This is a genomic window from Curtobacterium poinsettiae (assembly GCF_025677645.1).
GTDB lineage: Bacteria > Actinomycetota > Actinomycetes > Actinomycetales > Microbacteriaceae > Curtobacterium > Curtobacterium poinsettiae_A.
Map to the genome: position 1 here is coordinate 352,727 of NZ_CP106879.1, position 22,527 is coordinate 375,253.

General features: G+C 72.7%; 21 protein-coding genes and 1 pseudogene. 9 read left to right on the plus strand and 13 right to left on the minus strand.

The genetic code is table 11. From position 1 onward, the window contains the following. Positions 1 to 16 precede the first annotated feature (16 nt). Positions 17 to 844, minus strand: a complete 828-nt coding sequence (locus tag OE229_RS01740) for an endo alpha-1,4 polygalactosaminidase (protein WP_247737913.1) — start codon at positions 842 to 844, stop codon at positions 17 to 19. A 295-nt stretch (positions 845 to 1,139) separates the two neighbouring features. Here OE229_RS01740 and OE229_RS01745 point away from each other — a divergent pair, with 295 nt between their 5' ends. Continuing rightward, on the plus strand, positions 1,140 to 2,750 hold the full coding sequence (locus tag OE229_RS01745; protein WP_111123196.1) for a DEAD/DEAH box helicase: 1,611 nt from the start codon (positions 1,140 to 1,142) through the stop codon (positions 2,748 to 2,750). 213 nt (positions 2,751 to 2,963) lie between these two features. Then, positions 2,964 to 3,167, plus strand: a complete 204-nt coding sequence (locus tag OE229_RS01750; RefSeq protein ID WP_111234610.1) for a CsbD family protein — start codon at positions 2,964 to 2,966, stop codon at positions 3,165 to 3,167. Positions 3,168 to 3,267: 100 nt separating this feature from the next. Here OE229_RS01750 and OE229_RS01755 read toward each other — a convergent pair whose 3' ends face one another. Then, a complete protein-coding gene (locus OE229_RS01755) occupies positions 3,268 to 3,810 on the minus strand; it encodes an NUDIX hydrolase family protein (protein WP_110859466.1) in 543 nt (180 codons plus the stop codon). Between the two features lie 73 nt (positions 3,811 to 3,883). Between OE229_RS01755 and OE229_RS01760 the strand changes: the two genes are divergently transcribed. Further along, positions 3,884 to 4,501, plus strand: coding sequence for an alpha/beta hydrolase (locus OE229_RS01760; protein WP_262139453.1), 618 nt, complete (start codon positions 3,884 to 3,886; stop codon positions 4,499 to 4,501). 138 nt (positions 4,502 to 4,639) lie between these two features. Here OE229_RS01760 and OE229_RS01765 read toward each other — a convergent pair whose 3' ends face one another. After that, positions 4,640 to 5,314, minus strand: coding sequence for a PadR family transcriptional regulator (locus OE229_RS01765; RefSeq protein ID WP_182064389.1), 675 nt, complete (start codon positions 5,312 to 5,314; stop codon positions 4,640 to 4,642). Between the two features lie 160 nt (positions 5,315 to 5,474). Between OE229_RS01765 and OE229_RS01770 the strand changes: the two genes are divergently transcribed. Continuing rightward, the gene (locus OE229_RS01770; RefSeq protein ID WP_262139454.1) at positions 5,475 to 10,244 is read left to right on the plus strand and encodes an Lhr family ATP-dependent helicase; all 4,770 of its coding nucleotides are present in this window, start codon (positions 5,475 to 5,477) and stop codon (positions 10,242 to 10,244) included. 50 nt (positions 10,245 to 10,294) lie between these two features. After that, positions 10,295 to 11,074: a DNA-formamidopyrimidine glycosylase family protein gene (locus OE229_RS01775; RefSeq protein WP_262139456.1), complete on the plus strand. Its 780-nt coding sequence runs from the start codon at positions 10,295 to 10,297 to the stop codon at positions 11,072 to 11,074. On the opposite strand, the gene OE229_RS01780 is transcribed toward OE229_RS01775, so the two are convergent. Beyond that, positions 11,047 to 11,979, minus strand: coding sequence for a LysR family transcriptional regulator ArgP (locus tag OE229_RS01780; RefSeq protein WP_262139458.1), 933 nt, complete (start codon positions 11,977 to 11,979; stop codon positions 11,047 to 11,049). The two genes, OE229_RS01775 and OE229_RS01780, sit on opposite strands and share 28 nt — an antisense overlap. 69 nt (positions 11,980 to 12,048) lie before the next feature. On the opposite strand from OE229_RS01780, the gene OE229_RS01785 reads away from it, so the two are divergent. After that, positions 12,049 to 12,780 carry a LysE/ArgO family amino acid transporter gene (locus OE229_RS01785; RefSeq protein WP_262139460.1) on the plus strand — a complete coding sequence of 244 codons (732 nt, stop codon included), beginning with the start codon at positions 12,049 to 12,051 and terminating at the stop codon, positions 12,778 to 12,780. Between the two features lie 109 nt (positions 12,781 to 12,889). Here OE229_RS01785 and OE229_RS01790 read toward each other — a convergent pair whose 3' ends face one another. The 3 genes from OE229_RS01790 to OE229_RS01800 all read right to left on the minus strand — a co-directional run bounded on the left by OE229_RS01790 (position 12,890) and on the right by OE229_RS01800 (position 16,323). Next, on the minus strand, positions 12,890 to 14,365 hold the full coding sequence (locus OE229_RS01790) for an APC family permease (RefSeq protein ID WP_182064394.1): 1,476 nt from the start codon (positions 14,363 to 14,365) through the stop codon (positions 12,890 to 12,892). Between the two features lie 245 nt (positions 14,366 to 14,610). Next, positions 14,611 to 15,483: an HAD family hydrolase gene (locus tag OE229_RS01795; RefSeq protein WP_262139462.1), complete on the minus strand. Its 873-nt coding sequence runs from the start codon at positions 15,481 to 15,483 to the stop codon at positions 14,611 to 14,613. Between the two features lie 18 nt (positions 15,484 to 15,501). Beyond that, a complete protein-coding gene (locus OE229_RS01800; protein WP_182064396.1) occupies positions 15,502 to 16,323 on the minus strand; it encodes an alpha/beta fold hydrolase in 822 nt (273 codons plus the stop codon). A gap of 210 nt (positions 16,324 to 16,533) precedes the next feature. Here OE229_RS01800 and OE229_RS01805 point away from each other — a divergent pair. Together OE229_RS01805 and OE229_RS01810 are read left to right on the plus strand one after the other, a co-directional pair. Beyond that, positions 16,534 to 17,099 (plus strand): annotated as a pseudogene (locus tag OE229_RS01805) (hypothetical protein). A gap of 9 nt (positions 17,100 to 17,108) precedes the next feature. After that, positions 17,109 to 17,702, plus strand: a complete 594-nt coding sequence (locus tag OE229_RS01810) for a TetR/AcrR family transcriptional regulator (protein ID WP_262139464.1) — start codon at positions 17,109 to 17,111, stop codon at positions 17,700 to 17,702. A 4-nt stretch (positions 17,703 to 17,706) separates the two neighbouring features. Here the strand turns inward: OE229_RS01810 and OE229_RS01815 are convergent, their stop codons facing one another. From OE229_RS01815 to OE229_RS01830, 4 genes are read right to left on the minus strand one after another with little or no spacing between them, the layout of a single operon-like run. After that, positions 17,707 to 17,967 carry a type II toxin-antitoxin system RelE family toxin gene (locus tag OE229_RS01815; RefSeq protein WP_071250103.1) on the minus strand — a complete coding sequence of 87 codons (261 nt, stop codon included), beginning with the start codon at positions 17,965 to 17,967 and terminating at the stop codon, positions 17,707 to 17,709. Further along, positions 17,964 to 18,224 (minus strand): type II toxin-antitoxin system prevent-host-death family antitoxin, encoded by a 261-nt coding sequence (locus OE229_RS01820; RefSeq protein WP_071250100.1) that lies wholly within the window; start codon positions 18,222 to 18,224, stop codon positions 17,964 to 17,966. Before OE229_RS01820 ends, OE229_RS01815 begins: the two co-directional genes overlap by 4 nt. A gap of 28 nt (positions 18,225 to 18,252) precedes the next feature. Next, complete coding sequence (locus OE229_RS01825) at positions 18,253 to 18,765, minus strand: methylated-DNA--[protein]-cysteine S-methyltransferase (protein WP_262139466.1); 513 nt, start codon at positions 18,763 to 18,765, stop codon at positions 18,253 to 18,255. Then, positions 18,762 to 20,351, minus strand: a complete 1,590-nt coding sequence (locus OE229_RS01830) for an AlkA N-terminal domain-containing protein (RefSeq protein WP_262139467.1) — start codon at positions 20,349 to 20,351, stop codon at positions 18,762 to 18,764. The genes OE229_RS01825 and OE229_RS01830 overlap by 4 nt, the downstream gene beginning before the upstream one ends. An 89-nt stretch (positions 20,352 to 20,440) precedes the next feature. Between OE229_RS01830 and OE229_RS01835 the strand changes: the two genes are divergently transcribed. Then, positions 20,441 to 21,037: a molybdenum cofactor biosysynthesis protein gene (locus OE229_RS01835; protein ID WP_262139468.1), complete on the plus strand. Its 597-nt coding sequence runs from the start codon at positions 20,441 to 20,443 to the stop codon at positions 21,035 to 21,037. A gap of 38 nt (positions 21,038 to 21,075) precedes the next feature. On the opposite strand, the gene OE229_RS01840 is transcribed toward OE229_RS01835, so the two are convergent. Both OE229_RS01840 and OE229_RS01845 read right to left on the minus strand, forming a co-directional pair. Then, complete coding sequence (locus OE229_RS01840) at positions 21,076 to 21,618, minus strand: type 1 glutamine amidotransferase domain-containing protein (protein ID WP_182064402.1); 543 nt, start codon at positions 21,616 to 21,618, stop codon at positions 21,076 to 21,078. A gap of 248 nt (positions 21,619 to 21,866) precedes the next feature. Continuing rightward, positions 21,867 to 22,520 (minus strand): HAD-IA family hydrolase, encoded by a 654-nt coding sequence (locus tag OE229_RS01845; protein ID WP_182064403.1) that lies wholly within the window; start codon positions 22,518 to 22,520, stop codon positions 21,867 to 21,869. Between the last annotated feature and the right edge of the window lie 7 nt (positions 22,521 to 22,527).

Here is a 22,527-nt window from a genome sequence, read left to right on the forward strand (position 1 = left end):
GGAACGTCCCGGGCGCTCAGCAGTGCTCGTACACGTACGCGTCGTCCGCCGGGGTCACCAGGTCGCGGTCGCGCAGGATCGTCATGGCCGGACGGCTCCGCAGCCCGCACACCGAACCCCACGAGCGCTCGAGGGTGTCCGAGTACTCCACGTCGATGACCCGCCCGCCGTAGGCCTTCGTGTACGCGGCGCACTCCCGGTACTGCACGCACTCCTCGGCGACGACGAAGTCGAACCCGGTCTGCTTCCGGCCGGACGCCCCGAGCTGCGGGGTGTTCTTCTGCCCGACGGCCAGGCCGTGTCGGTGCCCCGTGGCGACGAGCGACTTCGCGAGCGCCAGGTTGCCGGCACGGGTGAGCCGCTTGCCGCTCCGGGTCCACGAGTCGAGGTTGTCGAACTCCACCGCGTCGAACCCGCGGTCACCGCAGCGGGCGACGGTCTTCGCGAGCACCTTCGTGATCAGGGCACGCTTGGCCGCGGTCCGGGTGTCGAGGAGCATCTCGTCCGGCCACCCCGGGTCCGAGACCGGCTTGCCCGCACGGTCGCGGAGGATCGCTGACGGGTACGACTTCTTCCACGTCCGGGCGGCCTCGGGCTGCGTCTGGAACCCGTTGACGTAGCAGATGTCGTACGTGCCCTTCGCCGGGCGGTCCGTGCTGTCGCGCTCGACGATCGTCACGCCGGAGGGCGGTGTGTACCCGCCACCGAGCTGGTAGTCCACCCGGCCCGAGGTCGGCAGGTTGCGGTAGCTCGCGGCCGCGCTGGTCGTGGCGGCCTCGGCGCAGCCGGCCGTGCCGAGGACGGCCACCAGGGCCATCGCGGTGGTCAACAGGACGGATCGCATGCGCACCCCGGAATCCTCGCACGCGCAGGGCGAACGGCCCCGCCCTCGCTGTTCCGGAGATGTGCACGCTATGCTGGTCGTACTCGAGGCGCCGATCGCCTCGTGCGTCGTACGGACGCCCCGAACTCCCGACCACCTGTCTCAAGACTCCGGTCGATGATCGAGCACCTCACGAAGGTGCCCAGGCTTCTCTGCTGCGGCGACTGCGCCAGCCACATCCGTTGGCGCGCATCCCGCCCGCGCGCTGCCTCGCAAGCGTGCCCACAGCCGGACTGCTCCGGCTGGAAAGGTCACCATGACCACCGAAGACATCCGTTTCTCCGACCTCGGCGTCCCCGCGCCGATGGTCTCCGTCCTCGCCGACCAGGGCAAGGACATGGCGTTCCCCATCCAGGCGGACACCCTCCCGGACTCCCTGCAGGGCAAGGACGTCCTCGGCCGCGGCCGCACCGGCTCCGGCAAGACCATCGCGTTCGCGATCCCGCTCGTCGCCCGCCTCGCCGCCAGCGGCCGCAAGCGCCGAGCCGGCCGCCCCCGCGCCCTGGTGCTCGCGCCGACCCGTGAGCTCGCGACGCAGATCGACGTCGCCCTCGCTCCGCTCGCCAAGGCCATGGGTCTCAACACCACGACCATCTTCGGTGGCGTCGGTCAGGGTCGTCAGGTCGACGCCCTGCGCGGCGGCGTCGACGTCGTGGTCGCCTGCCCGGGGCGCCTCGCCGACCTCATGCAGCAGGGCCACGTGAACCTCGGCGACATCGAGGTCACCGTCCTCGACGAGGCCGACCACATGGCCGACATGGGCTTCCTGCCCGGGGTCACCAAGATCATGCAGGCGACGCCCGAGAACGGGCAGCGACTGCTGTTCTCCGCCACGCTCGACAACGGCGTGGACAAGCTCGTCAAGAAGTTCCTGCACAACCCGGTGATGCACTCCGTCGACGAGGCGAACAGCCCCGTCGAGGCGATGACCCACCACCTGTTCGAGGTCGCCGACGCCGACGCGAAGAAGCACCTCGTGAGCGCCCTCGCCTCGGGCAACGGCCGCCGCATCCTCTTCATGCGCACGAAGCACCACGCCAAGCGCCTCGCCAAGCAGCTCAGCAGCCAGGGGATCCCGGCCGTCGACCTGCAGGGCAACCTGTCGCAGGGTGCCCGTGAGCGCAACCTCGCGAAGTTCTCGTCCGGTGAGGCCCTCGTGCTCGTCGCCACCGACGTCGCCGCCCGCGGCGTGCACGTCGACAACGTCGAGCTCGTCGTGCACGTCGACCCGCCCACCGAGCACAAGGCGTACCTGCACCGCTCGGGGCGCACGGCGCGTGCCGGTTCGTCCGGTGACGTCGTCACGGTGACGATGCCCGCCGAGCGTCGCGACGTCGCGCAGATGATGCGTGCAGCCGCGATCAAGGTCACCCCGCAGCACGTCACGGCGACCTCTCCGGCGGTCACCGCGCTCGTCGGCGAGGTCGCTCCGATCCGCCACGTGGCCGAGGAGCAGCCCACCCAGCAGCGTCAGCCCAAGCAGCGCTCCGCCGAGTCCGCCGGTGACGGCGGCGGTCGTCGCCGTGGTCGCGGCGGTCGGTCCGGAGGCGCGGCACAGCCCGCGCGCTCCGGCTCGGCCGGCGAGTCCGCCGGTTCGGCCGGGGGCCGTCAGGGCCGTCCGGCCCGTGGCGCACGTTCCGAGGGCGCCGGGCGCTCCGGCGCCGCAGCCGCCGGTTCGACCGGTGGTCGCCGCAGTGGCGGCAACCGCCGCTCGGGCAGCAGCGACGTCGTGCGCGGCGGCTCGTCGGCCGTCTGGTCGTCCGAGGGCGGCTACGCCGCGGGTCGGTCCGGCAACGAGTCGGGCGGCAACCGTCGTGGTGGCTCGCGCCGCGCCTCCCGTCCGGCCGGCGCTGCCGACCGCCACTGACCTGCGCGGTCTGAGTCCGCAGGACACCGGTGTTCACGTTTCGAACCCCCGCATCCCGGGGTGTGTTCGGTGAGCACCGGTGTTTCGCGTCGGGGCTCGGGCGAACCTTGGCGGGGGCTGGGGGCGGGGTACTCCGCCGGGCGTACGGTCTCACTCACCGGATGCCGCGCAAGCGGCTGACGGGGAACACGTCCGCTTCTGGAAGGAGTGCCTATGGCTGGCATCGATGACATCAAGAACGCCGCTGAGAAGGCGGCAGGCAAGGTCAAGGAAGCCACCGGCAACGCGACCGGTAACGACCGCTTGAAGGCCGAAGGCCAGACCGACCAGGGCAAGGCCTCGGCGAAGCAGGGCGTCACCGACGTCAAGGACGCCGCGCACGGCGTCGCCGACAGCTTCAAGGACGACAAGCACTAAGCCGGTTCGCGACCGCGCTGCGAAGCCCCCAGATCCGATCGGATCCGGGGGCTTCGTCGTGCACGGGCTTCGTCGTGCGCGGGCTTCGTCGTGTGACGAGCTAGTGCAGGGCACCGACCGATGCCAGGCCGGCGCGGAGCAGTGCCCCGCGGCCGCCTTCCATCTCGTCGGCGACGGCGTCGGACGCGGCTTCCATCGGGCTCATCCACGTGAGCTCGAGGGCGTCCTGCCGGGGCTCGCACGTCCCCGTGACGGGGACGACGTACGCCAGCGAGATCGCGTGCTGCCGCTCGTCGGTGTACACCGAGGCGCCGGGCAGCGGGAAGTACTCGGCCACGGTGAACGGCGTCGGGCTCGAGGGCAGCTGCGGGAACGCCATCGGCCCGAGGTCCTTCTCCAGGTGGCGGAACAACGCGGTCCGGATCGACTCGCCGAACATCACCCGGCCGGACACCAGGGTGCGGGCGATCGAACCGCTCGGGGAGACACGCAGCAGCACGCCGACCTCGGTCACGACGCCCAGGCCGTCGGTGCGGACGGGGACCGCCTCGACGTAGCAGATCGGCAGACGACGGCGGACGTTCGCGAGCTCCTCGTCGGACAGCCAGCCGGAGTCGGGATCGGGGGTGCGCAGCGAGGACATGCACCGTGTCTACCAGGGACGGCGGCGAGTTCGGCGGAAGGCGCGGGAGTTGGGGATGGTTAGCGTTGTCCACATGATCGATGCGGACCTGGTGCAGTGGACCCGGAGTACCTCGGACCGGCGGGGCACACCCCTGCTCGTGGCCATGCACGGGGTCGGGTCGAACGAGCACGACCTGCTCGGCCTCGCCCCCGCGCTGCCGCCCGTGTGGACGGTCGCGTCGCTCCGGGCACCGATGCCGTGGGGGCCCGGCTTCAGCTGGTACCCGCTCGGCACGCCCGGCTCCCCCGTGCCAGAGGCGGTCGACACCGCGGCCGCCGAGGTGCTCGACTGGATCGACTCCGTCGCCGCCGACCACCCGCGGATCGGACTGCTCGGGTTCTCGCAGGGCGGCTCGATGGCGCTCCAGCTCCTGCGCGCCCGGCCAGCGGCGTTCGCGTTCGCGGTGTCGCTGTCGGGGTTCGTGGTGCCGGACGTCGCGGACTCGCGCGACGAGGCCGTGTCGGCCGTGCGTCCGCGGGTGTTCCTCGGGCACGGCGACCTCGACCCGGTGATCCCGCCCGAGGCCACCGCCCGGACGCAGGCGTGGGCCGCAGCGCACACCACCGTGACGGACCGGACGTACGACGGGCTGCCGCACGCGGTGTCGGCAGCGGAACTGGCGGACGTGGCGGCGTTCATCGGCGGGTAGGGGCGCGGGGTTCGGCGCGCTTGGTGAGCAGAAATGGTCGGGTCCGACGTGCGGACTCGACCATTGCTGCTCACGATGTGGATGGGAGGCACGGGGCGGGCTGGCACCGGGCCTCCTGTCCGTCATGGGTGACGTCCGTCAGTCGGCGAGGATCTGGAGCAGGTCCTTGCGGAGCTGGTCCACCTTGGCCGTGGCGGCCTTGGCCTGTTCCTCGGTCGCGGTGCTGCGGTACATCTGCAGGACGCCCATGGTCTTCCGCAGCGCCTCGAAGAACTCGCGCTGGGCGTCCGGGATGCCCGGGGCCCCGTCGAGTGCCGCAGCGATCTCGTCGGCCTTGGCCTCGGTCTCGGCCTTGCCGGCGTCGGTGAGCTCGAAGAGCGTCTTGCGGCCGTCGCCCGACGAGACCACGAGGTCTTCGTCGACGAGCTGCTGGAGCGTCGGGTAGACCGAGCCGGGGCTCGGCTTCCAGGCGCCGCCGGTGCGCTCGGCGATGGTCTTGATCACGGCGTACCCGTTCTGCGAGCCCTCGGCCAGCAGACCGAGGATCGCGAGGCGGACGTCACCGCGGCGACGGCGTTCGCGGCCGAAGCCGGGCCCGCCGAAACCGGGGCCGAAGCCCGCGCCCGGGCCGAAGCCGGGGCCGAACCCGCGACCACCGAAGCCGCGGCCGCCGTGGTCGTGGTCACCGCGGTCACGGCCGGGGAACCCGGCGCCGTGGTGCTGCCGCGCGCCGCCGAAGCGGGGGCCGCGCGGGCCGAACCCGCGCTGGTCGCGGGGGGACGTGTTGCTGTCGTCGTCATACGAGGGGCGCATGAGGAGTCCTTTCATCGTGCTGAGTCGGCTCGCGACCGGTCTGACCTGATCGTCTTCGTCGTATCGCGATGTGTTCACGATAGATCGGTAACTATCGCTCTGTCAAGGGGTACGTGCGCTCGGCCTGCTGTCGGTGGTGGCGGGCAGGATGGGACGGACCATGACGGACGTCTTCGAGCGCTTCTCCCCCGCGACCACCGAGTGGTTCCGCGGCGCCTTCGACGCACCGACGCCGGCGCAGGCCGGGGCGTGGGAAGCCATCTCGACCGGGCAGCACGCACTCGTGATCGCCCCGACCGGCTCCGGCAAGACCCTGGCGTCGTTCCTGTGGTCGATCGACCGGCTCATCAGCGCGACGGACCGTCCGCCGGCGAAGCAGCGCACGCGGGTGCTCTACGTCTCGCCGCTCAAGGCCCTCGGCGTCGACGTCGAGCGCAACCTCCGGAGCCCGCTCGTCGGCATCACCCAGACCGCTCGGCGCCTCGGCACCGAACCGCCGGACGTCACGGTCGGGGTGCGCAGCGGTGACACCCCGTCGTCCGACCGCCAGAAGCTCCTGCGCCAGCCGCCGGACATCCTCATCACCACGCCCGAGTCGCTCTACCTGATGCTCACCTCGCAGGCGCGCGAGACCCTGGTGAACGTCGACACCGTCATCGTGGACGAGGTCCACGCGGTCGCCTCGACCAAGCGCGGTGCACACCTGGCCGTGTCGCTCGAGCGCCTCGACGACCTGCTCGAGAAGCCCGTGCAGCGCATCGGGCTGTCCGCGACCGTCCGCCCACCGGAAGAGGTCGCGCGGTTCCTCGGCGGCCGGGCACCGGTGACGATCATCGCGCCGCCAGCGCAGAAGACCTTCGACCTGCGGGTCGTCGTCCCCGTCGACGACATGTCCGAGCTCGGGGCACCACCGGTCGGCGCGGACGCGTCCGAGTCGCCGACGAACGGGTCGATCTGGCCGCACGTCGAAGAACGTGTCGTCGACCTGATCGAGGAACACCGCTCGACCATCGTGTTCGCGAACTCGCGGCGGCTGGCCGAACGGCTCACGGCGCGGCTCAACGAGATCCACGAGGAACGCGTGCTCGCCGCCGCCGGTGACGGCGTGCTGGTGCCGGCGGGGGCGTCCCTGGACGACGACGGGCTCCCCGCGGCGCGGGGCCGACCACAGTCCCCGGCCCGCACCTCGGCGCACGCCGTCGCGCCCCAGGGGGCCGGGCGACCGCCGGCGCAGCTGATCGGCGGGTCCGGGCAGACGGGCGGCGGGGGCTCGGACGCCTCGGTCCCGGTGCTCGCCCGCGCACACCACGGCTCGGTGTCGAAGGACCAGCGCGCGATCATCGAGGACGACCTGAAGTCCGGTCGGCTGCGGTGCGTCGTCGCGACGAGTTCACTCGAGCTCGGCATCGACATGGGCGAGGTCGACCTGGTCGTCCAGGTCGAGGCGCCGCCGTCGGTCGCGAGCGGCCTGCAGCGCGTCGGTCGCGCCGGCCACCAGGTGGGTGAGATCTCCCGCGGCGTGCTGTTCCCGAAGCACCGGGCCGACCTGGTCAACAGCGCGGTCACGGTCGAGCGGATGGTCACCGGTCAGATCGAGTCGATCTCGGTGCCGGCGAACCCGCTCGACGTCCTGGCGCAGCACACCGTGGCCGCCGGGGCGATCGACACCCTCGACGTCGAGCACTGGTTCGAGCTCGTGCGGCGGAGCGCCCCGTTCAGCGGCCTGCCCCGGTCGGCGTTCGAGGCGACGCTCGACCTGGTCACGGGCCGGTACCCAAGCGACGAGTTCGCCGAACTCCGGCCACGGCTGGTCTGGGACCGCGTGCACGGCACCCTGACCGGGCGCCCCGGTGCGCAGCGACTCGCGGTGACGAGCGGCGGCACGATCCCCGACCGCGGCATGTTCGGCGTCTTCATGGTCGGCGAGAAGGCGTCCCGCGTCGGCGAGCTCGACGAGGAGATGGTCTACGAGTCACGCGTGGGCGACGTCTTCGCCCTCGGTGCGACGAGCTGGCGGATCGAGGAGATCACCCACGACCGCGTCGTCGTGAGCCCGGCGTTCGGGCAGCCCGGACGCGTGCCGTTCTGGAAGGGCGACGGCATCGGCCGACCCGCCGAGCTCGGCCGGGCGACCGGTGCGTTCGTGCGCGAGGTCGAGGGCGCGTCGGACGACGACGCCCGCGCCCGCGTCGCCGCCGGTGGACTGGACGAGCGTGCGATCACCAACCTGCTGACCTTCCTGCGCGACCAGCGCGCGGCCACCGGTCACGTGCCGAACGACACCACGCTCGTCATCGAGCGGTTCCGCGACGAGCTCGGGGACTGGCGGCTCATCCTGCACTCGCCCTACGGCATGCAGGTGCACGCGCCGTGGGCCCTGGCCGTCGCCGCACGGCTGCGCGAACGGCACGGCATCGACGGTGACGCGATGGCGGCCGACGACGGCATCGTCGTCCGCATCCCGGAGACCGACGCCGAGCCGCCGGGTGCCGACCTGTTCGTGTTCGAGCGCGACGACCTCGAGGCCCTGGTCACCGACGAGGTCGGCAGCTCGGCACTGTTCGCCGCGCGGTTCCGGGAGTGCGCGGCGCGTGCCCTGCTGCTGCCCCGACGGAACCCCGGACAGCGGTCGCCGCTCTGGCAGCAGCGGCAGCGGGCATCGCAGCTGCTCGAGGTCGCGCAGAAGTACCCGACGTTCCCGATCGTGCTCGAGACCGTGCGCGAGGTGCTGCAGGACGTCTACGACGTGCCCGCGCTGCTCGGGATCGCCGACGACATCGCCGGACGCCGGATCCGCCTGGTCGAGACGGAGACCGAGCAGCCGTCGCCGTTCGCCCGGTCGATCCTGTTCGGGTACGTCGCGGCGTTCATGTACGAGGGCGACACCCCGCTCGCCGAACGCCGGGCAGCGGCCCTGTCGCTCGACTCGACCCTGCTCGGCGAGCTGCTCGGCCGTGCGGAGCTGCGCGAGCTGCTCGACCCGTCGGTCATCACCTCGGTGGAGCGCGACCTGCAGCGGCTCTCGCCGGACCGCCGTGCCCGTGACGCCGAGGGGCTCGTGGACGTGCTGCGGCTCGTCGGCGCGCTCGACCTCGACGAAGCGGTCGACCGGAGTTGGCTCGCCGACGCCGCCGACCGTCCAGAGGCCACCGCTGCACTGCGCAGCACGCTCGAGGTCCTGGAGCGCGACCGCCGAGTGCTCTCGTTCTCGCACGCCGGGGCGACGCGCTGGGCCGTCATCGAGGACGCCGCCCGTCTGCGCGACGCCCTCGGGGTGCCGCTGCCGATCGGTGTGCCCACGGCGTTCGTCGAGCCCGTGGCGGACCCCCTCGGTGACCTGATCGGCCGCTACGCGCGGTCGCACGGACCGTTCTCCGCGCAGGAGGCCGCCGGTCGTCTCGGGCTGGGCATCGCCGTCGTGCAGGACACCCTGCGCCGACTCGTCGCCGACCGCCGGGTGGTGGAGGGCGAGTTCCGCCCCGACCGCCAGGGTGCCGAGTGGTGCGACGCCGAGGTCCTGCGACGGATCCGCACGAAGTCCCTCGCAGCCCTGCGGCACGAGGTCGAACCGGTCTCGCCGGACACCCTCGCCCGCTTCCTGCCCGCCTGGCAGCACGTCCAGACCCCCGGGACCCGCGGTGGGCTCCGCGGCGTCGACGGGGTCCTGCAGGTGATCGACCAGCTCGCCGGGGTCGCCCTGCCCGCCAGCGCGTGGGAGACCCTGGTGCTGCCGTCGCGCGTCACCGACTACTCGACGAGCATGCTCGACGAACTGACCGCCACCGGCGAGGTCCTGTGGTCCGGCGGGGGCACCCTGCCCGGCAACGACGGGTGGGTGCGCCTGCACTTGGCCGACACCGCGGCGACGACGCTCGCCGAGCCCTCCGGCGACGAGACGACCGAGCTGCAGCGGGACGTGCTCGGCGCCCTGGCCGGTGGCGGCGCGTACTTCTTCCGGCAGCTCGGCCAGGCCGTGGGCAGCAGTGATGACCAGGCGCTCACCACCGCGCTGTGGGACCTGGTCTGGGCCGGACAGATCACGAACGACACCTTCGCCCCGCTGCGCTCGATGCTCGGCGGCAAGGCGAAGAGCTCGAGTGCTCCGCGTGCTCGGGCCTACCGCGGCCGTCGGCGTCCGACCATGCCGACGCAGTCCGGGCCGCCGTCGGTCGGGGGCCGGTGGTCGCTCCTGCCGCTGGCCGAGTCCGACTCGACCGTGCGGGCCGCCGCGACCGCAGAACAGCTGCTCGAACGCTACGGCGTCGTCACCCGCGGTGCCGTGCAGGTCGAGGGCGTCCGGGGTGGCTTCGCCGGGGTGTACCGGGTGCTCTCGCGCTTCGAGGAGTCCGGCCGTGCTCGTCGCGGGTACTTCGTCGAGGGGCTCGGTGCCGCCCAGTTCGCCACCGGCCCGACCGTCGACCGGCTGCGCACCTACGCCCGCGAACTCGGCGACGACGAGCGTGACGATCCGGACCGGAAGCGCGAGGCACTCACGCTCGCCGCGACCGACCCGGCGAACCCGTTCGGGGCCTCGTTGCCGTGGCCGACGGGCGACGCAGACCACGGTGTCGCAGCCGACGAGGCCGAGATCGCCGGCGCGGCGAGCACCGCCGCGAGCGGCGCTGCGAGCGCCTCGAAGACCACACGGGGCCACCGCCCGGGCCGGAAGGCGGGCGCACTGGTGACGACCGTCGACGGCGAGCTCACCGTGTACGTGGAGCGCGGCGGCAAGTCGGTGCTGACGTTCACCGACGACGCGGCCGACCTCGCAGCCGCCGCCGCCTCGATCGCCGGCATCGTGCGGAGCGGGCTGCGGAAGCTCTCGGTCGAGCGGGTCGACGGGGACTTCGTGCTCGAGACACCGCTCGGCAGCGCACTGCGGGAGGCGGGGTTCACGGCGACCCCGCAGGGGCTGCGGCTCCGTGTGTGAGGCGAGCCGTGCCTCCCGGCAGTGCAGCGACCACGTGGCGGGGGTGAGCGGTGCCTGAGGGCGACACCGTCTACCGGGCTGCCCGCCGCCTGCACACCGCGCTGGCGGGCAAGGTCCTGACGAAGAGCGACTTCCGGGTCCCCGCCTTCGCGACCCTCGACCTGGTCGGGCGGACCGTGGACGAGGTCGTCCCCCGCGGCAAGCACCTGCTGCACCGCATCGGTGACCTGACCGTGCACTCGCACCTGAAGATGGAGGGCCGGTGGGACGTCTACGCCCCCGGCGACCGCTGGCGTCGTCCGGCGCACCAGGCCCGGGTGATCCTGGAGGCCGAGGGCGTCTCGACCGTCGGCTTCGCCCTCGGGGTGCTCGAGGTCGTGCCGCGCGACCAGGAGTCCGAGGTCGTCGGACACCTGGGGCCCGACCTGCTCGGCCCCGACTGGGACGCCGACCGGGCGCTCGCCAACCTGACGCAGGACCCCGAGCGCCCGGTCGGGCTGGCACTGCTCGACCAGCGGGTGCTCGCCGGACTCGGCAACGTGTACCGGAACGAGCTCTGCTTCCTGCGCGGCGTGCTGCCGACGCGCCCGGTGGGCGAGGTGCAGGACCCGGCCCGGATGATCACGATGGCGCAGCGGTTGATCGTGGCGAACCGCGACCGCAGCGCCCGCGTCACCACCGGCGTCGACCGGCCGGGTTCGCGCTTCTGGGTCTACAACCGCCGCGGCAAGCCCTGCCTGCGGTGCCGGACGCCGATCCGGCACGGGGAGCTCGGTGACTCGGAGCTCACGCTGCGCGACACCTACTGGTGCCCGCGCTGCCAGACCTGAGGCGCGGGGTGCAGCCGCTCCGCCGCCGTGGCACGGACGGCATCGGTGACCCGTTCGAGCAGCGGTGACGCCAGGTTCCACCGCTGCCACCAGAGCGCGACGTCGGCACTCCGGCCGGGCGCCAGCTCAACCAGGACACCGCGGTCGATCGCCTCGAGGCACTGCGCCTCCGGCAACAGCCCCCAGCCGAACCCGAGCGTCACCGCCCGGGCGAAGTCCGCCGACGTCGGGACGAAGTGGCGCGGGCCGCCGGGAGCGTGGCCGAGGACCTGGCGCAGGTACCCCTGCTGCAGGTCGTCGTCGCGGTCGTAGTCGACGAGCGGGACCTCGTCGAGTCGTCGGAGCATCCGCCGCTCGGTGCCGGTGTCGCCGAGGTAGCGGGCGACGAACGACGGAGACGCCACGGCGCGGTACCGGTCGATGCCGAGCGGTACCGACGAGCAGCCCTGAACCGGGTCCGCCTCGGCCGTCACGGCGCCCATCACCGTGCCGGCGCGGAGCAGCTCGGCGGTGCGGTCTTGGTCCTCGCGGTGCAGGTCGAAGACCACCTCGGTGTCGGCACGGACGAGCGCGAGGGCATCGAGGAACCAGGTGCCGAGCGAGTCGGCGTTCACCGCCAGGGAGATCGACGGCACGGCGAGCCCTCCGCCACCGAGCGCGCTCGAGGTCTCCTCGTCGAGCAGCCGGACCTGCCGTGCGTGTCGGAGGACGACCTCGCCGTCGGCGGTGGGGCGCACGGGAGTCGTGCGCTGGAGCAGCACCCGCCCGACCTGCTGCTCCATCGACTTGATCCGCTGGGACACCGCGGAGGGCGTGATCGACAACGCACGGGCCGCGGCGTCGAGGGTGCCGTGGTCGACCGCGGCGAGCAGTGTCTCGAGGTGCTCGCGCTGGAACCGGGTCATGCAGCTGAGCTTACGGCGGTGCAGGAACGTGAGCTGTACTACACCGCTTCCCCGTCCTAGCGTCGAGCCGTGACCACACTCCTGCCCCTGCTCTCCGGCCTCGGCACCGGACTCGCACTCATCGTCGCGATCGGTGTGCAGAACACGTACCTGCTCCGGCTCGCGGTCAGTGCGGGACTCCGGGTGGTGGCCGCGGCGGTCGTGGTGTGCGCGGTCTCGGATGCGCTGCTCATCGTCGCCGGGGTGCTCGGTGTCGGCGCCGTGGTCGAACGGTTCCCCGTGGCGCTCCTGGCGGTCCGGTTCATCGGTGCCGCGTTCCTGCTGACGTACGGGGTGCTCGCGGCGCGGCGTGCACTGGGGCCCTCGGGGGACGCGATGCGGGTCGGCGACGAGGCGGCCGACGACGGTGTGGTGGGCGCCAGCGCGGGCGCGGGCGCGGCGGTCAACGCGCCCACCAGCACGACGGAAGCGGCGGGGCGGACGCGCACCGCGCCTCCCGGCCAGGTGGCGACCATGCGGACGGCCGTGCTGACCATGCTCGTCTTCACGTGGGCGAACCCGCACGTCTACCTGGACACGCTGGTGTTCCTCGGGTCGGTGGCGAACCAGCAGGGCGCGGACGACCGGTGGCTCTGGACGATCGGTGCCGTCACGGCGAGCTGCCTGTGGTTCGGTGCGCTCGGGTTCGGCGGACGCCTGCTGCGGCCGCTGTTCGAGAAGCCGCTGACCTGGCGGGTGTTCGACGGGCTGGTCGCCGTCGTGATGCTCGCGTTCGGCGTGCTGCTGCTCGTCGGCGCGTAGCGGCGCGGCGGGCTCCGGGCTGCAAGACACCGGTGTCCACACGTCGAACCGCGGTGTGCGGGTGTGCAACGTGCGAACACCGGTGTCTTGCGGGCCAGCCGACCCGGCCCTACTGCATGCGCTGGCCGACGCGGCTGTGGCGACGGCTGTAGCCGAAGTAGATGACGAAGCCGATGGCCAACCAGACGACGAACCGCAGCCAGGTCTCGACCTCGAGGTTCAGCATCAGCCAGAAGCACAGCACCGCCGAGATGATCGGCAGCACCGGCGACCACGGCACCCGGAAGGCCCGCGGGGCGTCGGGCCGCGAACGACGCAGCACGACGATGCCGATCGACACCAGGACGAACGCGGACAGCGTGCCGATGTTGATCATGCCCTCGAGCTTGTCGACCGCGGTGAACCCGGCCAGCAGCGCCACGACGACACCGGCGACGACCTGCACACGCACCGGGGTCTGCGTCTTCGGGTTGGTCTTCGAGAACCAGCGGGGCAGCAGGCCGTCGCGGCTCATCGAGAAGACGATGCGGGACAGCCCGAGCAGGAGCACCATGACGACGGTGGTCAGACCGATCAGGGAGCCGATGGCGATGATGCCCGCGGCCCACGGCAGCCCGACGATGTCGAACGCCGACGCCAGGGACGGCGCCTTCTCCTCCGCCAGTCGCTGGTACGAGACCATGCCGGTGATGACGATGCTGACACCGACGTAGAGCAGGGTCACGATGCCGAGCCCGATGAAGATGCCGCGCGGCAGGGTCTTCTGCGGGTTCTCGGTCTCCTCCGCGCTCGTGGCGACGACGTCGAAGCCGATGAAGGCGAAGAACACCAGGGACGCCGCGGCGAGCAGGCCGAAGACGCCGTACTGGGCGGGCTCGGCACCGGTGAACCACGACACGAGCGACTGGGTCCAGACGCTGCCCTCGGCACCCTTGCTCGGCTCCGCCGGCGGGATGAAGGGGGTGAAGTTCGCGGCCTTGACGAAGAACGCACCGGCGACGATCACGAACACCACGATCGCGACCTTGATGACGGTGATCACCGCCGACACCCGCGACGACAGGCGGGTTCCGAAGGCGAGGAGGACCGTGAAGATCCCGACGATGAGCACCGGCCCCCAGGTGAAGGGGATCGGGCCGAGCTGGATCGTGCTCGGCAGGGTGATGCCGAAGACGTCGAACGCGGTGCTGAGGTAGATGCCCCAGTACTTCGCGATCACGGCGCTGGCCGTGAGGGTCTCGAGGATGAGGTCCCAACCCACGATCCAGGCGAGCAGCTCACCCATCGTGGCGTAGGTGAACGTGTACGCGGAGCCGGCGACGGGGATGGTCGACGCGAACTCGGCGTAGCACATGATCGCCAGGCCGCAGGTGACGGCGGCGAGCAGGAAGGAGATGATGACGCCGGGCCCCGCGAAGTTCGCGGCGGCGTTCGCGCCGACCGAGAAGATGCCGGCGCCGACGGCGACCGCGATCCCCATCGCGGCGATGTCGAACGTCCTCAGGGAGCGTTTCAGGGACCTGCCCTGCTCCTCGGAGTCGGCCAGGGAGGCCTCGATCGACTTGATGCGGAGCTTCGTTGCCATGGGGTGGATCCCGTCATCGGCTGGCGGCGGACCTCGGAAGGGTACTGGTGTACCACTGTGTCACGCAAAGCGTCCGCCCGGACGGTGGCCCGGTCCGGCGTCGGCCGGGAGGCGCGGCGGCGGTCCGGCATGCACCGCGCGGCCAGCCGACGGGTGCGTCCAGGGCCGCGGTCGCGTCAGCGGGGTGCGGTTGCGCTGATGTCAGCGGGGCGCGCTTGCGTCAGCGGGGTGCGGTTGCGGTCGCGTCAGCGGCCCGCGCGCCAGTCCGCCAGGAACCGGGCGCCGGCCTCGTCGTGGATCACGCCGTCGGGCGCGGCGAGCACCGGGTACGGCGTGGCCGGCACCCCGTCGGCGGGACGGACGTCGACGTGCGCGACCTCGTGGCCGTGGGCGTGCAGCCAGTCCGCCATGGCGTAGTCGCTGCGGGAGTCCCCCACGGTGCGCCAGGTGACCGGGAGCGCACCGTCCTGCGCCAGGAGCTCGAGCGAGCGCTCGGCGCCGAGGTCCTTGCCGCTGCGGTCGGACTCGACGTCGGTCGAGATGATCGTGGGGTCGATGCGCCACTGCACGGCACCGTCGGCGTCGGGCCGGACGTCGTCGAGTCGGCGGACACCCAGCCCGCGACGCTCGAGCGCGGCCATGGCCTTCGCGTCGAACTCCGGCTGGCGGGCCAGGTAGGTGGCGTTCGGCACCTCGACGCGCTGCTCGATCGACACCATGGCGCGCTTCGTCTCGTCGAAGAACACCAGGTCGGCGTACTCGTCGCGGACCAGCTCGCGCATCTCGTCGGCGTAGTCCCGCGGCAGCGCCAGGTCGTCGGCGACGGTCAGTTCGCCCATGCCGCCGTCGTACTGCGGACCGATCGAGCACCACACGGCGCCCTTCTCGCAGACGGCGTGGACCCGCCCGCCCTCGGCGAGACCACCGGCGAGCAGCGGGCCGACGACCTCGGAGCGGATGAACGCGTCGCTGCGGCCGGTGTTGAAGACGATCGGGATGCCCTCGGCGGCGAGCGCGACGAGGTCCGCGACGATGCTCGGGATCGCGATGGTGCGGGAGACCGGGCTGGCGATGGGTCCGTCGACGTCGAGCAGGAGACCGAGGCGGGGTGCGTTCACCCGCCCATCCTCTCGCAGTCAGCTGCTGGGCGAGGCGATCCGGCTCCGGACGCGGTCGATCAGGGCTCCGAGGGCCGCCGGGGCGGGGACGTGTCCCTGCCCGGGCACCTCGGCGTACTCCGATCCGGGCACGGCGTCGACGAGGGCGCGGGCCGCACGACGCATCCACTCGAGTCCGTCGCCACCGGCGCCGACGAGCACCGGTACACCCACGGCGGCAGCGACGCGCTCGGGCACGGCGAGGCCGTTCAGCACGCGGACCTCGCGGCTGAGCACGTGGGCGTCGACGACCAGGGAGCGCCAGAGCGACCCCTTGAGCCGCAGGGCCGTGACCTGACCCATCGGGACCCCGAGCACCTGGGTCAGGAACCCGCGGACGGCCTGGGCCCGGCGGCCGGCACCGACGTGCTCGTCGAGCAGGTCGGCGAACACGACGTCGTCGGCGTGCGGGTCGACCGAGGCGCGGTACGGCGGTTCCCACAGGACGGCACCGTCGACCGGCAGCCCGGTGGCGAGCCCGTGCAGGACGACACCGGCGCCGACGCAGATGCCGACGGCGGTGGTCGGTGCGCCGATGCTCTCGACGACGGCACGGAGGTCGTCGACCTCGCGCTCGATGGCCCACGCGGCGGAGTCACCGCTGGCACCGCGACCGCGGCGGTCGTAGGTCACCACACGGCACGTCGAGCCGAGCTCGGCGACCACGCGGTCGAGGTACGGGGTCCCGCGGTGGTCGAAGGCACCGCCCACGACGACGACCGCCGGCCCGTCCCCTGCCTCGGAGACGGCGATGGTGGTGCCGTCGGAGGAGACGACCGTTCGGTCGACTGGAGGGAGCATGGGGTCCTTTGCGGGCTGTCGACGGCGATGCGTCGGGCCTCGGAGGGGACCGTGCGGATTACCGGTCCTCCGAGTGTCGCAGGCGTGGGAGCCCGTGTCTCCCCCCGCTTCCAGGGGCAGGACCGCGCCGCTCGACACCACCGGACCGACGTGCCATGCTGTTTGAGTACACCTGTACTCAACCGATCACCGCCACTGCAGGGGGAACCCGTGACACTCATCGCCATCGTCGCCTGCGAGATCGCCTTCTGGGTCGCGATCCTCGGCGGCCTGACCACCCGGTACCTGCTGCGACGCCCTCGGCTGGGCGCGGCGATGCTCGTCGCAGCACCCGTGATCGACCTCGTCCTGCTCGCCGTCGTCACGGTCGACCTGCTCGGCGGCGGGACCGCGTCGTGGCACCACGGGCTCGCGGCGGTCTACATCGGGTTCTCGGTCGCGTACGGGCACCGGATGATCGCGTGGGCGGACGTCCGGTTCACGACCGGTTCGCCGGCGGTCCGGCACCGGAACGGCTGAGTGGACGGCGGTACACGGCCCGGTGCTGGGGCGACGTGCTGCGGACCGGGCTCGCCGTGCTGATCGCCGGCGGGATCATCGGCGGACTCGTCCTCGTGGTCGGGGACCCGGATCGCACGAACGAACTGCAGGGCACGGTCGCGCTGCTCGGGGTGGTCCTGGGCGTCGAACTGCTCTGGGCGATCAGCTACACGATCTGGCCACGCCGGGCCACCACCGCAGCCGCGAGCCCGGCCGGAGCAGCGAGCCGGCCGTAGGCTGACCCGGTGCCCCGCCGTGTCGACCTCGAGGAACGGGGATCCCTGGTCGCCGCGGCGTGCCTGCGGATCCTGGAGCGGGACGGCCTGAGCGCGCTGTCGGTGCGGAACGTCGCGGACGAGGCCGGCATCGCTCCCGCATCGCTCCGGCGGGTGTTCCCGACGCAGGACGCCCTGCGCGAGCACTGCCTGACGATCATCGAGGAACGCGTCGTCGCTCGGCTCACGGCCCTGCGCTCGACGGGTCGGGCGCTCGCACTGGACGTCCTCGCCCAGGTGCTGCCGCTCGACGCCGAGCGCACGACCGAGATCCTGGCGCAGGTGCAGCTCGGCGTGCTCGCGCGCACCGACGAACACCTGGCCGCGAGTGCCCGACGCCTGAACGACGGGGTCAGCCGGGTGTGCACCCGGGCGCTGGAGATCCTGCGTGCGGACGGCGGCTTCGGCGCCGATCGCGACCTGGCCGACGAGGTGGACCGGCTGCACGCGCTGATCGACGGGCTGGCGGTCGAGCACACGTGGGACCCGACGGCACGGGCGCCGGAGCGGGTCCTGGCGCTCGTCGAACTGCACGTGGACAGCCTGGGCGGCGCGGTCGCCTGACGCCTCAGCGACCTCGGTAGACCTCGCGCCGGTGCCCGGCGCGCACGACGACGACCACGAGCCGTCCATCGTCGATCAGGTAGATCACGCGGTAGTCACCGACCCGGACACGCCATTCCGGGCTGTTGACGAGTCGACGAGCCGCGGGTGGACGTGGCTCGTCAGCCAGGATCGCGAGAACCCCTTCGACGAGTCGTCGGGCATGTGGCGGCAGTTTGCGGATGGCACGTCCCGCACTCGGTTCGAACTCGATGTCGTAGGTCATCCCAGACCGAGTTCGCGCCTGAGGTCCTCCCACTTGACGTTCTCGCCGCCGATGCGCTCGTTCTCGAGTCGGGCCTCTTCCACCGCCTTCAGGTCGTCCAGGTCCTCCGCCGCCTCGAGCAACCGGTCGAGGACGGCCGCATCGACCACGGCCGCGACGCGCTTGTTGCGCCGGGTCAGGTAGACGGGTTCGTGTCGGGCGTCGTCGATGATCGACGCGAGACGGCCACGGGCTTCGGAGATCGACACTTCGCTCACCTGTACATTCTAGAGCGTTTTGTACAAGTCAGACGAGTGCCGTTGTGCCCACCGACTCCCGTTCGAGCAGGGATCGTTTGACGCCGAGCCCCCACGCGAAGCCCCCGAGCGTGCCGTCCGAACGCAACACCCGGTGGCACGGGACGAAGAGCGCGGGGGCGTTCCGGGCGCACACGCTCGCCGCCGCCCGCACCGCGTCGGGCCGACCCATCGCCGCCGCGAACGCGGTGTAGGTCAGGGTGCCGCCGGCGGGGATCCGGCGGAGCTGGCGCCACCCCTCGGTGAAGAGCTCGGTGCCGAACTGCCGGACCGGTACCTGCATGGCGTGCTCGACCTCGCCCGAGTAGAAGGCGTCGACGGCCTCGGCCGAGGCGACCACGCCGTCGAGCACGCGGTCGGGGCGGTGGCGGTCGGCCAGGCGGGCGAGGATCCGCTCGACGGAGTCGGTCCACCCCGCGGCGAGGACCCTGCCCTCGGCGTCCTCGAGCACGGTGAACGGTCCATCAGGGGTGTCCAGGGTCTGGATGGTTGCGTCGGTCATCGGTCGTCCTTCCGGGGGTCCTCGGGGGCACGGGCTGCACGGGCGCCGGCGGTCGCGGTCATCGCGCGGTCGATGATCGGTCGCCAGCAGTGCATCGTGAGGTAGCTCCGCCAGGGGGCCACCTGCTCCGACCATAGGGAGAGCGCACCCGCCGTACCGGGCAGCCCGAGTTCCTGTGCACCGTTCCGCACGGCGAGGTCGCTGTGGAGGAAGATGTCGGGGTGGTGCCGGACCCGGAGCGCGACGTAGTCGGCGGTCCACGGCCCGATGCCCTTCACCGCGAGGAGTCCGTCGCGCAGGTCGCCGAGGGACTGCCCACCGTCCACCACCAGGGACCCGTCGGCGAGCGCCGCAGCCACCCGCAGGATCGTGTCGACGCGGGCGGCCGGGCCGCGCAGGACCTCGTGCCCGCGTTCGGCGACCACCGCCGCGGACGGGAACAGCAGCCCGCCTGGCCGGATCGCGTCGGGCACCGCTGCTCCGAGTGCGGCCACGAGCCGGGTCTGCGCGGTGCGCGCCGCGGCCACCGAGACCTGCTGCCCGATCAGGGTGCGGAACACGATCTCGTGCGCGTCCACCGCGCCGGGCAACCGGAGGCCGGGCACCCGGGCGACGGGGCCGGCGAGCTCGGGCACGGCTCCGAGGACGGCGTCGACGGCGACCGGGTCGGCGTCGAGGTCGAACAGCGCACGCACCCGCGCCACGAGCGCCGGCAGGTCGGAGAGGTCGGTGACCCGCACGCGCAGGTCGATGCCGGTGCCCCGCCCGGCCACGTCGGGGACGGCGGCCGACGCGCTGAACCACCCCGGGCCTCCAGGCAGGTCGACCAGCCGCCCGTACGACGTGACCCGGCCGGCGGGGTCGGTGTCCACCTGCTCGGCACCCGGCAGGGCGTGCAGCGCGTGCCAGTCGAGCAGGCCCTGCACGTCGAAGGGCGCTCGGGCCGGCAGGTGCACGTGCAGTCCGCCGTCACCCACGGGATCGGCGTCACCTCGCCCGGACCGACGTGCGCGGAGTTCCGTCGGGGTGACGGCGAAGACCTCGCGCACGGTGTCGTTGAACTGCCGGACGCTGGCGAACCCCGCGGCGAACGCGACGTCGGCGACGGGCAGGTCGGACGAGGTCAGCAGGGTCCGCGCGGTCTGCGCCCGGTGGGCCCGGCTGAGCGCCTTCGGTCCGGCGCCGAGCTCGGCCGTCATGATGCGGTTGAGCTGCCGCTCCGAGTAGCCCACGCGCGCGGCGAGCCCGGGGACGCCGTCGCGCTCGACCACACCGTCGAGGACGAGTCGCATCGCCCGGCCGGCGACGTCCTCGCGCAGGTCCCACTCGGGGCTGCCAGGGGTCGCCTCGGGCAGGCAGCGCTTGCAGGCGCGGAAGCCGGCCAGGTGTGCTGCGGCACTCGTGCGGTAGAAGGTGACGCCCGAGACCTTCGGCGTGCTGGCCGGGCAGCTGGGTCGACAGTAGATGCCGGTGGAGTGCACGGCGGTGACGAACTGGCCGTCGAAACGCGCGTCGCGCGATGCGACGGCGCGGTGCCGTTCGGCGTGCAGCGCGTCGGGCTGCGCGTCGGTGTCCGGGCTGGTCATGGGCTCAGCCTGACATGCGCCGCCGACGTCGACTGGCGGGAATCGGACGGAGCAGTGCACGGCCGGGAGGCCCGGCTACCGTTGGCCGGGTGACTTCCGCAGACGACGTGGCCGGTCTCGACGACCTGCCGTTCCGGACCGAGGTCGAGGTCGCGCTGCTGCTCGTCTCACCGCGGCACCGGTACGAGGGGCGCCCGGCCGACGGCGCGCTGCCGATGGGCGCGGACGATCCGGACGAGTCACGCGACCGGATCGAGCTGCGGGCCGGGCTGGGCATCGTCGGCGACCGGTACTTCGCGGCCCGGGCGCACGTGCACGCCTCGGTCACGGTGATCGGCCTGGAGGGGCTCGAAGCCGTCGGTCACGCGATCGGCGCCACCGTCGACCCCGCTGCTACCCGGCGGAACGTGTTCCTGCGCGGCGCCGACGTCGAGGCGCTGCGGGGCGAGCCGTTCTCGTTGGCGAGCAGGACACCCGACGGCAGCGACGGCGCCCTCGGCCGCGCTGTCCGGTTCCGCGGCTACCGCGCCGCGAACCCCTGCGCCTGGATGGACCACGAGGTGGCCCCCGGGGCGTTCCGTGCGATGCGCGGCCGGGGCGGGGTGCGGTGCGATCCGGAGTCCGACGGTGTGCTCACCCTCGGACCCGCGGTGCTCCGCACGGCCCGCCCCGTGGCGCTCGGCTGACGCGGGCGCCGTGCAACCGTGGCTCGGCGGCGCGGTGCTCAGGCGGTGAGAGCGCTCTCGATCGCGTCGACGAACGCCGGCAGGTCGTCCGGGGTGCGGGAGGTGATGAAGCCACCGTCGACCTGGACCTCCTGGTCGACCCACTCGGCTCCGGCGTTCCGCAGGTCGGTCTGCAGCGACGGGAACGACGTGACGGTCTTGCCCGACAGCACGCCCGCCTCGACGAGGGTCCAGGGCCCGTGGCAGATCGCCGCGACCGGCTTGCTCGCCTCGGCGAAGGCCTGCACGAGACTCGCCGCGCGGGACTCCTGGCGCAGCGTGTCGGCGTTGATCGTGCCGCCGGGGATCACGAGGGCGTCGAAGTCGTTCGCGTCGACACCGGCGAGGGTGGTGTCGGGCTCGAGCGTCTGCCCCGGGTCCTTGTCGCCGACCAGGGTCTGGATCGTGCCGGTCTCCTTGGCCGCCACGGTCACCGAGGCACCGCGCTCACGCAGCTGCTCGGTGGGGACGACGATCTCGTCCTGCTCCACGCCGTAGTTCGTCGTGATGACGAGGACCTTCTTGCCGTCGAGGGTTGCCATGATCGCTCCTTCCGCGGCCCGGTCGTTCCGGCCGCACACCCGAGGGTCGTCGGGGTCGGCTGAACAGGCCTCCAGGGCCGGCTCGGATGACCGGTCGGGCGGTCGCAACACCCCGCTCGCGGCCGCCGAGCGGTCACGAAGCGTCGGCTGGCGGCGGCGCAACCGACAGTTCCCGACCACTCGGCGCGGGCCGCACGGGGTGTCCTGACCGGCCGCAGACCCGCAGCCGGGCGGGCCGGGCGCCGCGCTCAGCCGCGGATGCGGAAGGCGTCGCCGTCGCGCTCGACGGTCAGCCCGTCGTACCCGTGCACTCGGTGCAGGCCGGCCGTCACCGGGTGCTCGAGGAGACCGACGACGACCGTGGTCGCGCCGGAGGCGATGGCGGACTCGAGTCCGGCCGGGGCGTCCTCGAACGCCACGCAGTCGGCCGGGTCGACGCCGAGCAGGGCAGCTCCGCGCAGGTAGCCGTCGGGGTGGGGCTTGCCGTGCTCGACGTCCTCGGAGGGCACGAAGGCCTCGGGCACGGCGAACCCGGCGGCCGCCATCCGGCCCGCGGCGAGGTCACGCGGGGCGCTCGTCACGAGGGCCACCGGGACACCGAGTTCGACGAGTCGCTGCACGAAGGCGACGGCCCCGGGGATCTCGAGGATGCCCTCGGTGCTCGCGGTCTCCTCGGCGACGAGCTCCGCCGCGATCCGCTGCTGCTCGGCCAGGGGCAGGTCGGGCAGGAAGCGCCGCAGGGTGTCGATCGCCTGCCGACCGTGCGAGAACGCGAGGATCTCGTCGGGGTCGATGCCGTTCGCGTGGCCGAACCGGGTCCAGGTCGCCTCGACCACCGCGGTCGAGTCGACGAGCGTCCCGTCCATGTCGAAGAGGACCCCGGACGCCACGATGTCGATCACGCGCCCG

Coding starts and splice junctions, on each gene's coding strand:
- OE229_RS01825 (WP_262139466.1), bottom strand. CDS start 18,765: ATGACCGACGCAACCATCCAGACCCTGGACACCCCTGATGGACCGTTC.
- OE229_RS01740 (WP_247737913.1), bottom strand. CDS start 844: ATGCGATCCGTCCTGTTGACCACCGCGATGGCCCTGGTGGCCGTCCTC.
- OE229_RS01780 (WP_262139458.1), bottom strand. CDS start 11,979: ATGACCCGGTTCCAGCGCGAGCACCTCGAGACACTGCTCGCCGCGGTC.
- OE229_RS01830 (WP_262139467.1), bottom strand. CDS start 20,351: ATGACCAGCCCGGACACCGACGCGCAGCCCGACGCGCTGCACGCCGAA.
- OE229_RS01750 (WP_111234610.1), top strand. CDS start 2,964: ATGGCTGGCATCGATGACATCAAGAACGCCGCTGAGAAGGCGGCAGGC.
- OE229_RS01760 (WP_262139453.1), top strand. CDS start 3,884: ATGATCGATGCGGACCTGGTGCAGTGGACCCGGAGTACCTCGGACCGG.
- OE229_RS01815 (WP_071250103.1), bottom strand. CDS start 17,967: ATGACCTACGACATCGAGTTCGAACCGAGTGCGGGACGTGCCATCCGC.
- OE229_RS01755 (WP_110859466.1), bottom strand. CDS start 3,810: ATGTCCTCGCTGCGCACCCCCGATCCCGACTCCGGCTGGCTGTCCGAC.
- OE229_RS01770 (WP_262139454.1), top strand. CDS start 5,475: ATGACGGACGTCTTCGAGCGCTTCTCCCCCGCGACCACCGAGTGGTTC.
- OE229_RS01790 (WP_182064394.1), bottom strand. CDS start 14,365: ATGGCAACGAAGCTCCGCATCAAGTCGATCGAGGCCTCCCTGGCCGAC.
- OE229_RS01745 (WP_111123196.1), top strand. CDS start 1,140: ATGACCACCGAAGACATCCGTTTCTCCGACCTCGGCGTCCCCGCGCCG.
- OE229_RS01840 (WP_182064402.1), bottom strand. CDS start 21,618: ATGGCAACCCTCGACGGCAAGAAGGTCCTCGTCATCACGACGAACTAC.
- OE229_RS01800 (WP_182064396.1), bottom strand. CDS start 16,323: ATGCTCCCTCCAGTCGACCGAACGGTCGTCTCCTCCGACGGCACCACC.
- OE229_RS01765 (WP_182064389.1), bottom strand. CDS start 5,314: ATGCGCCCCTCGTATGACGACGACAGCAACACGTCCCCCCGCGACCAG.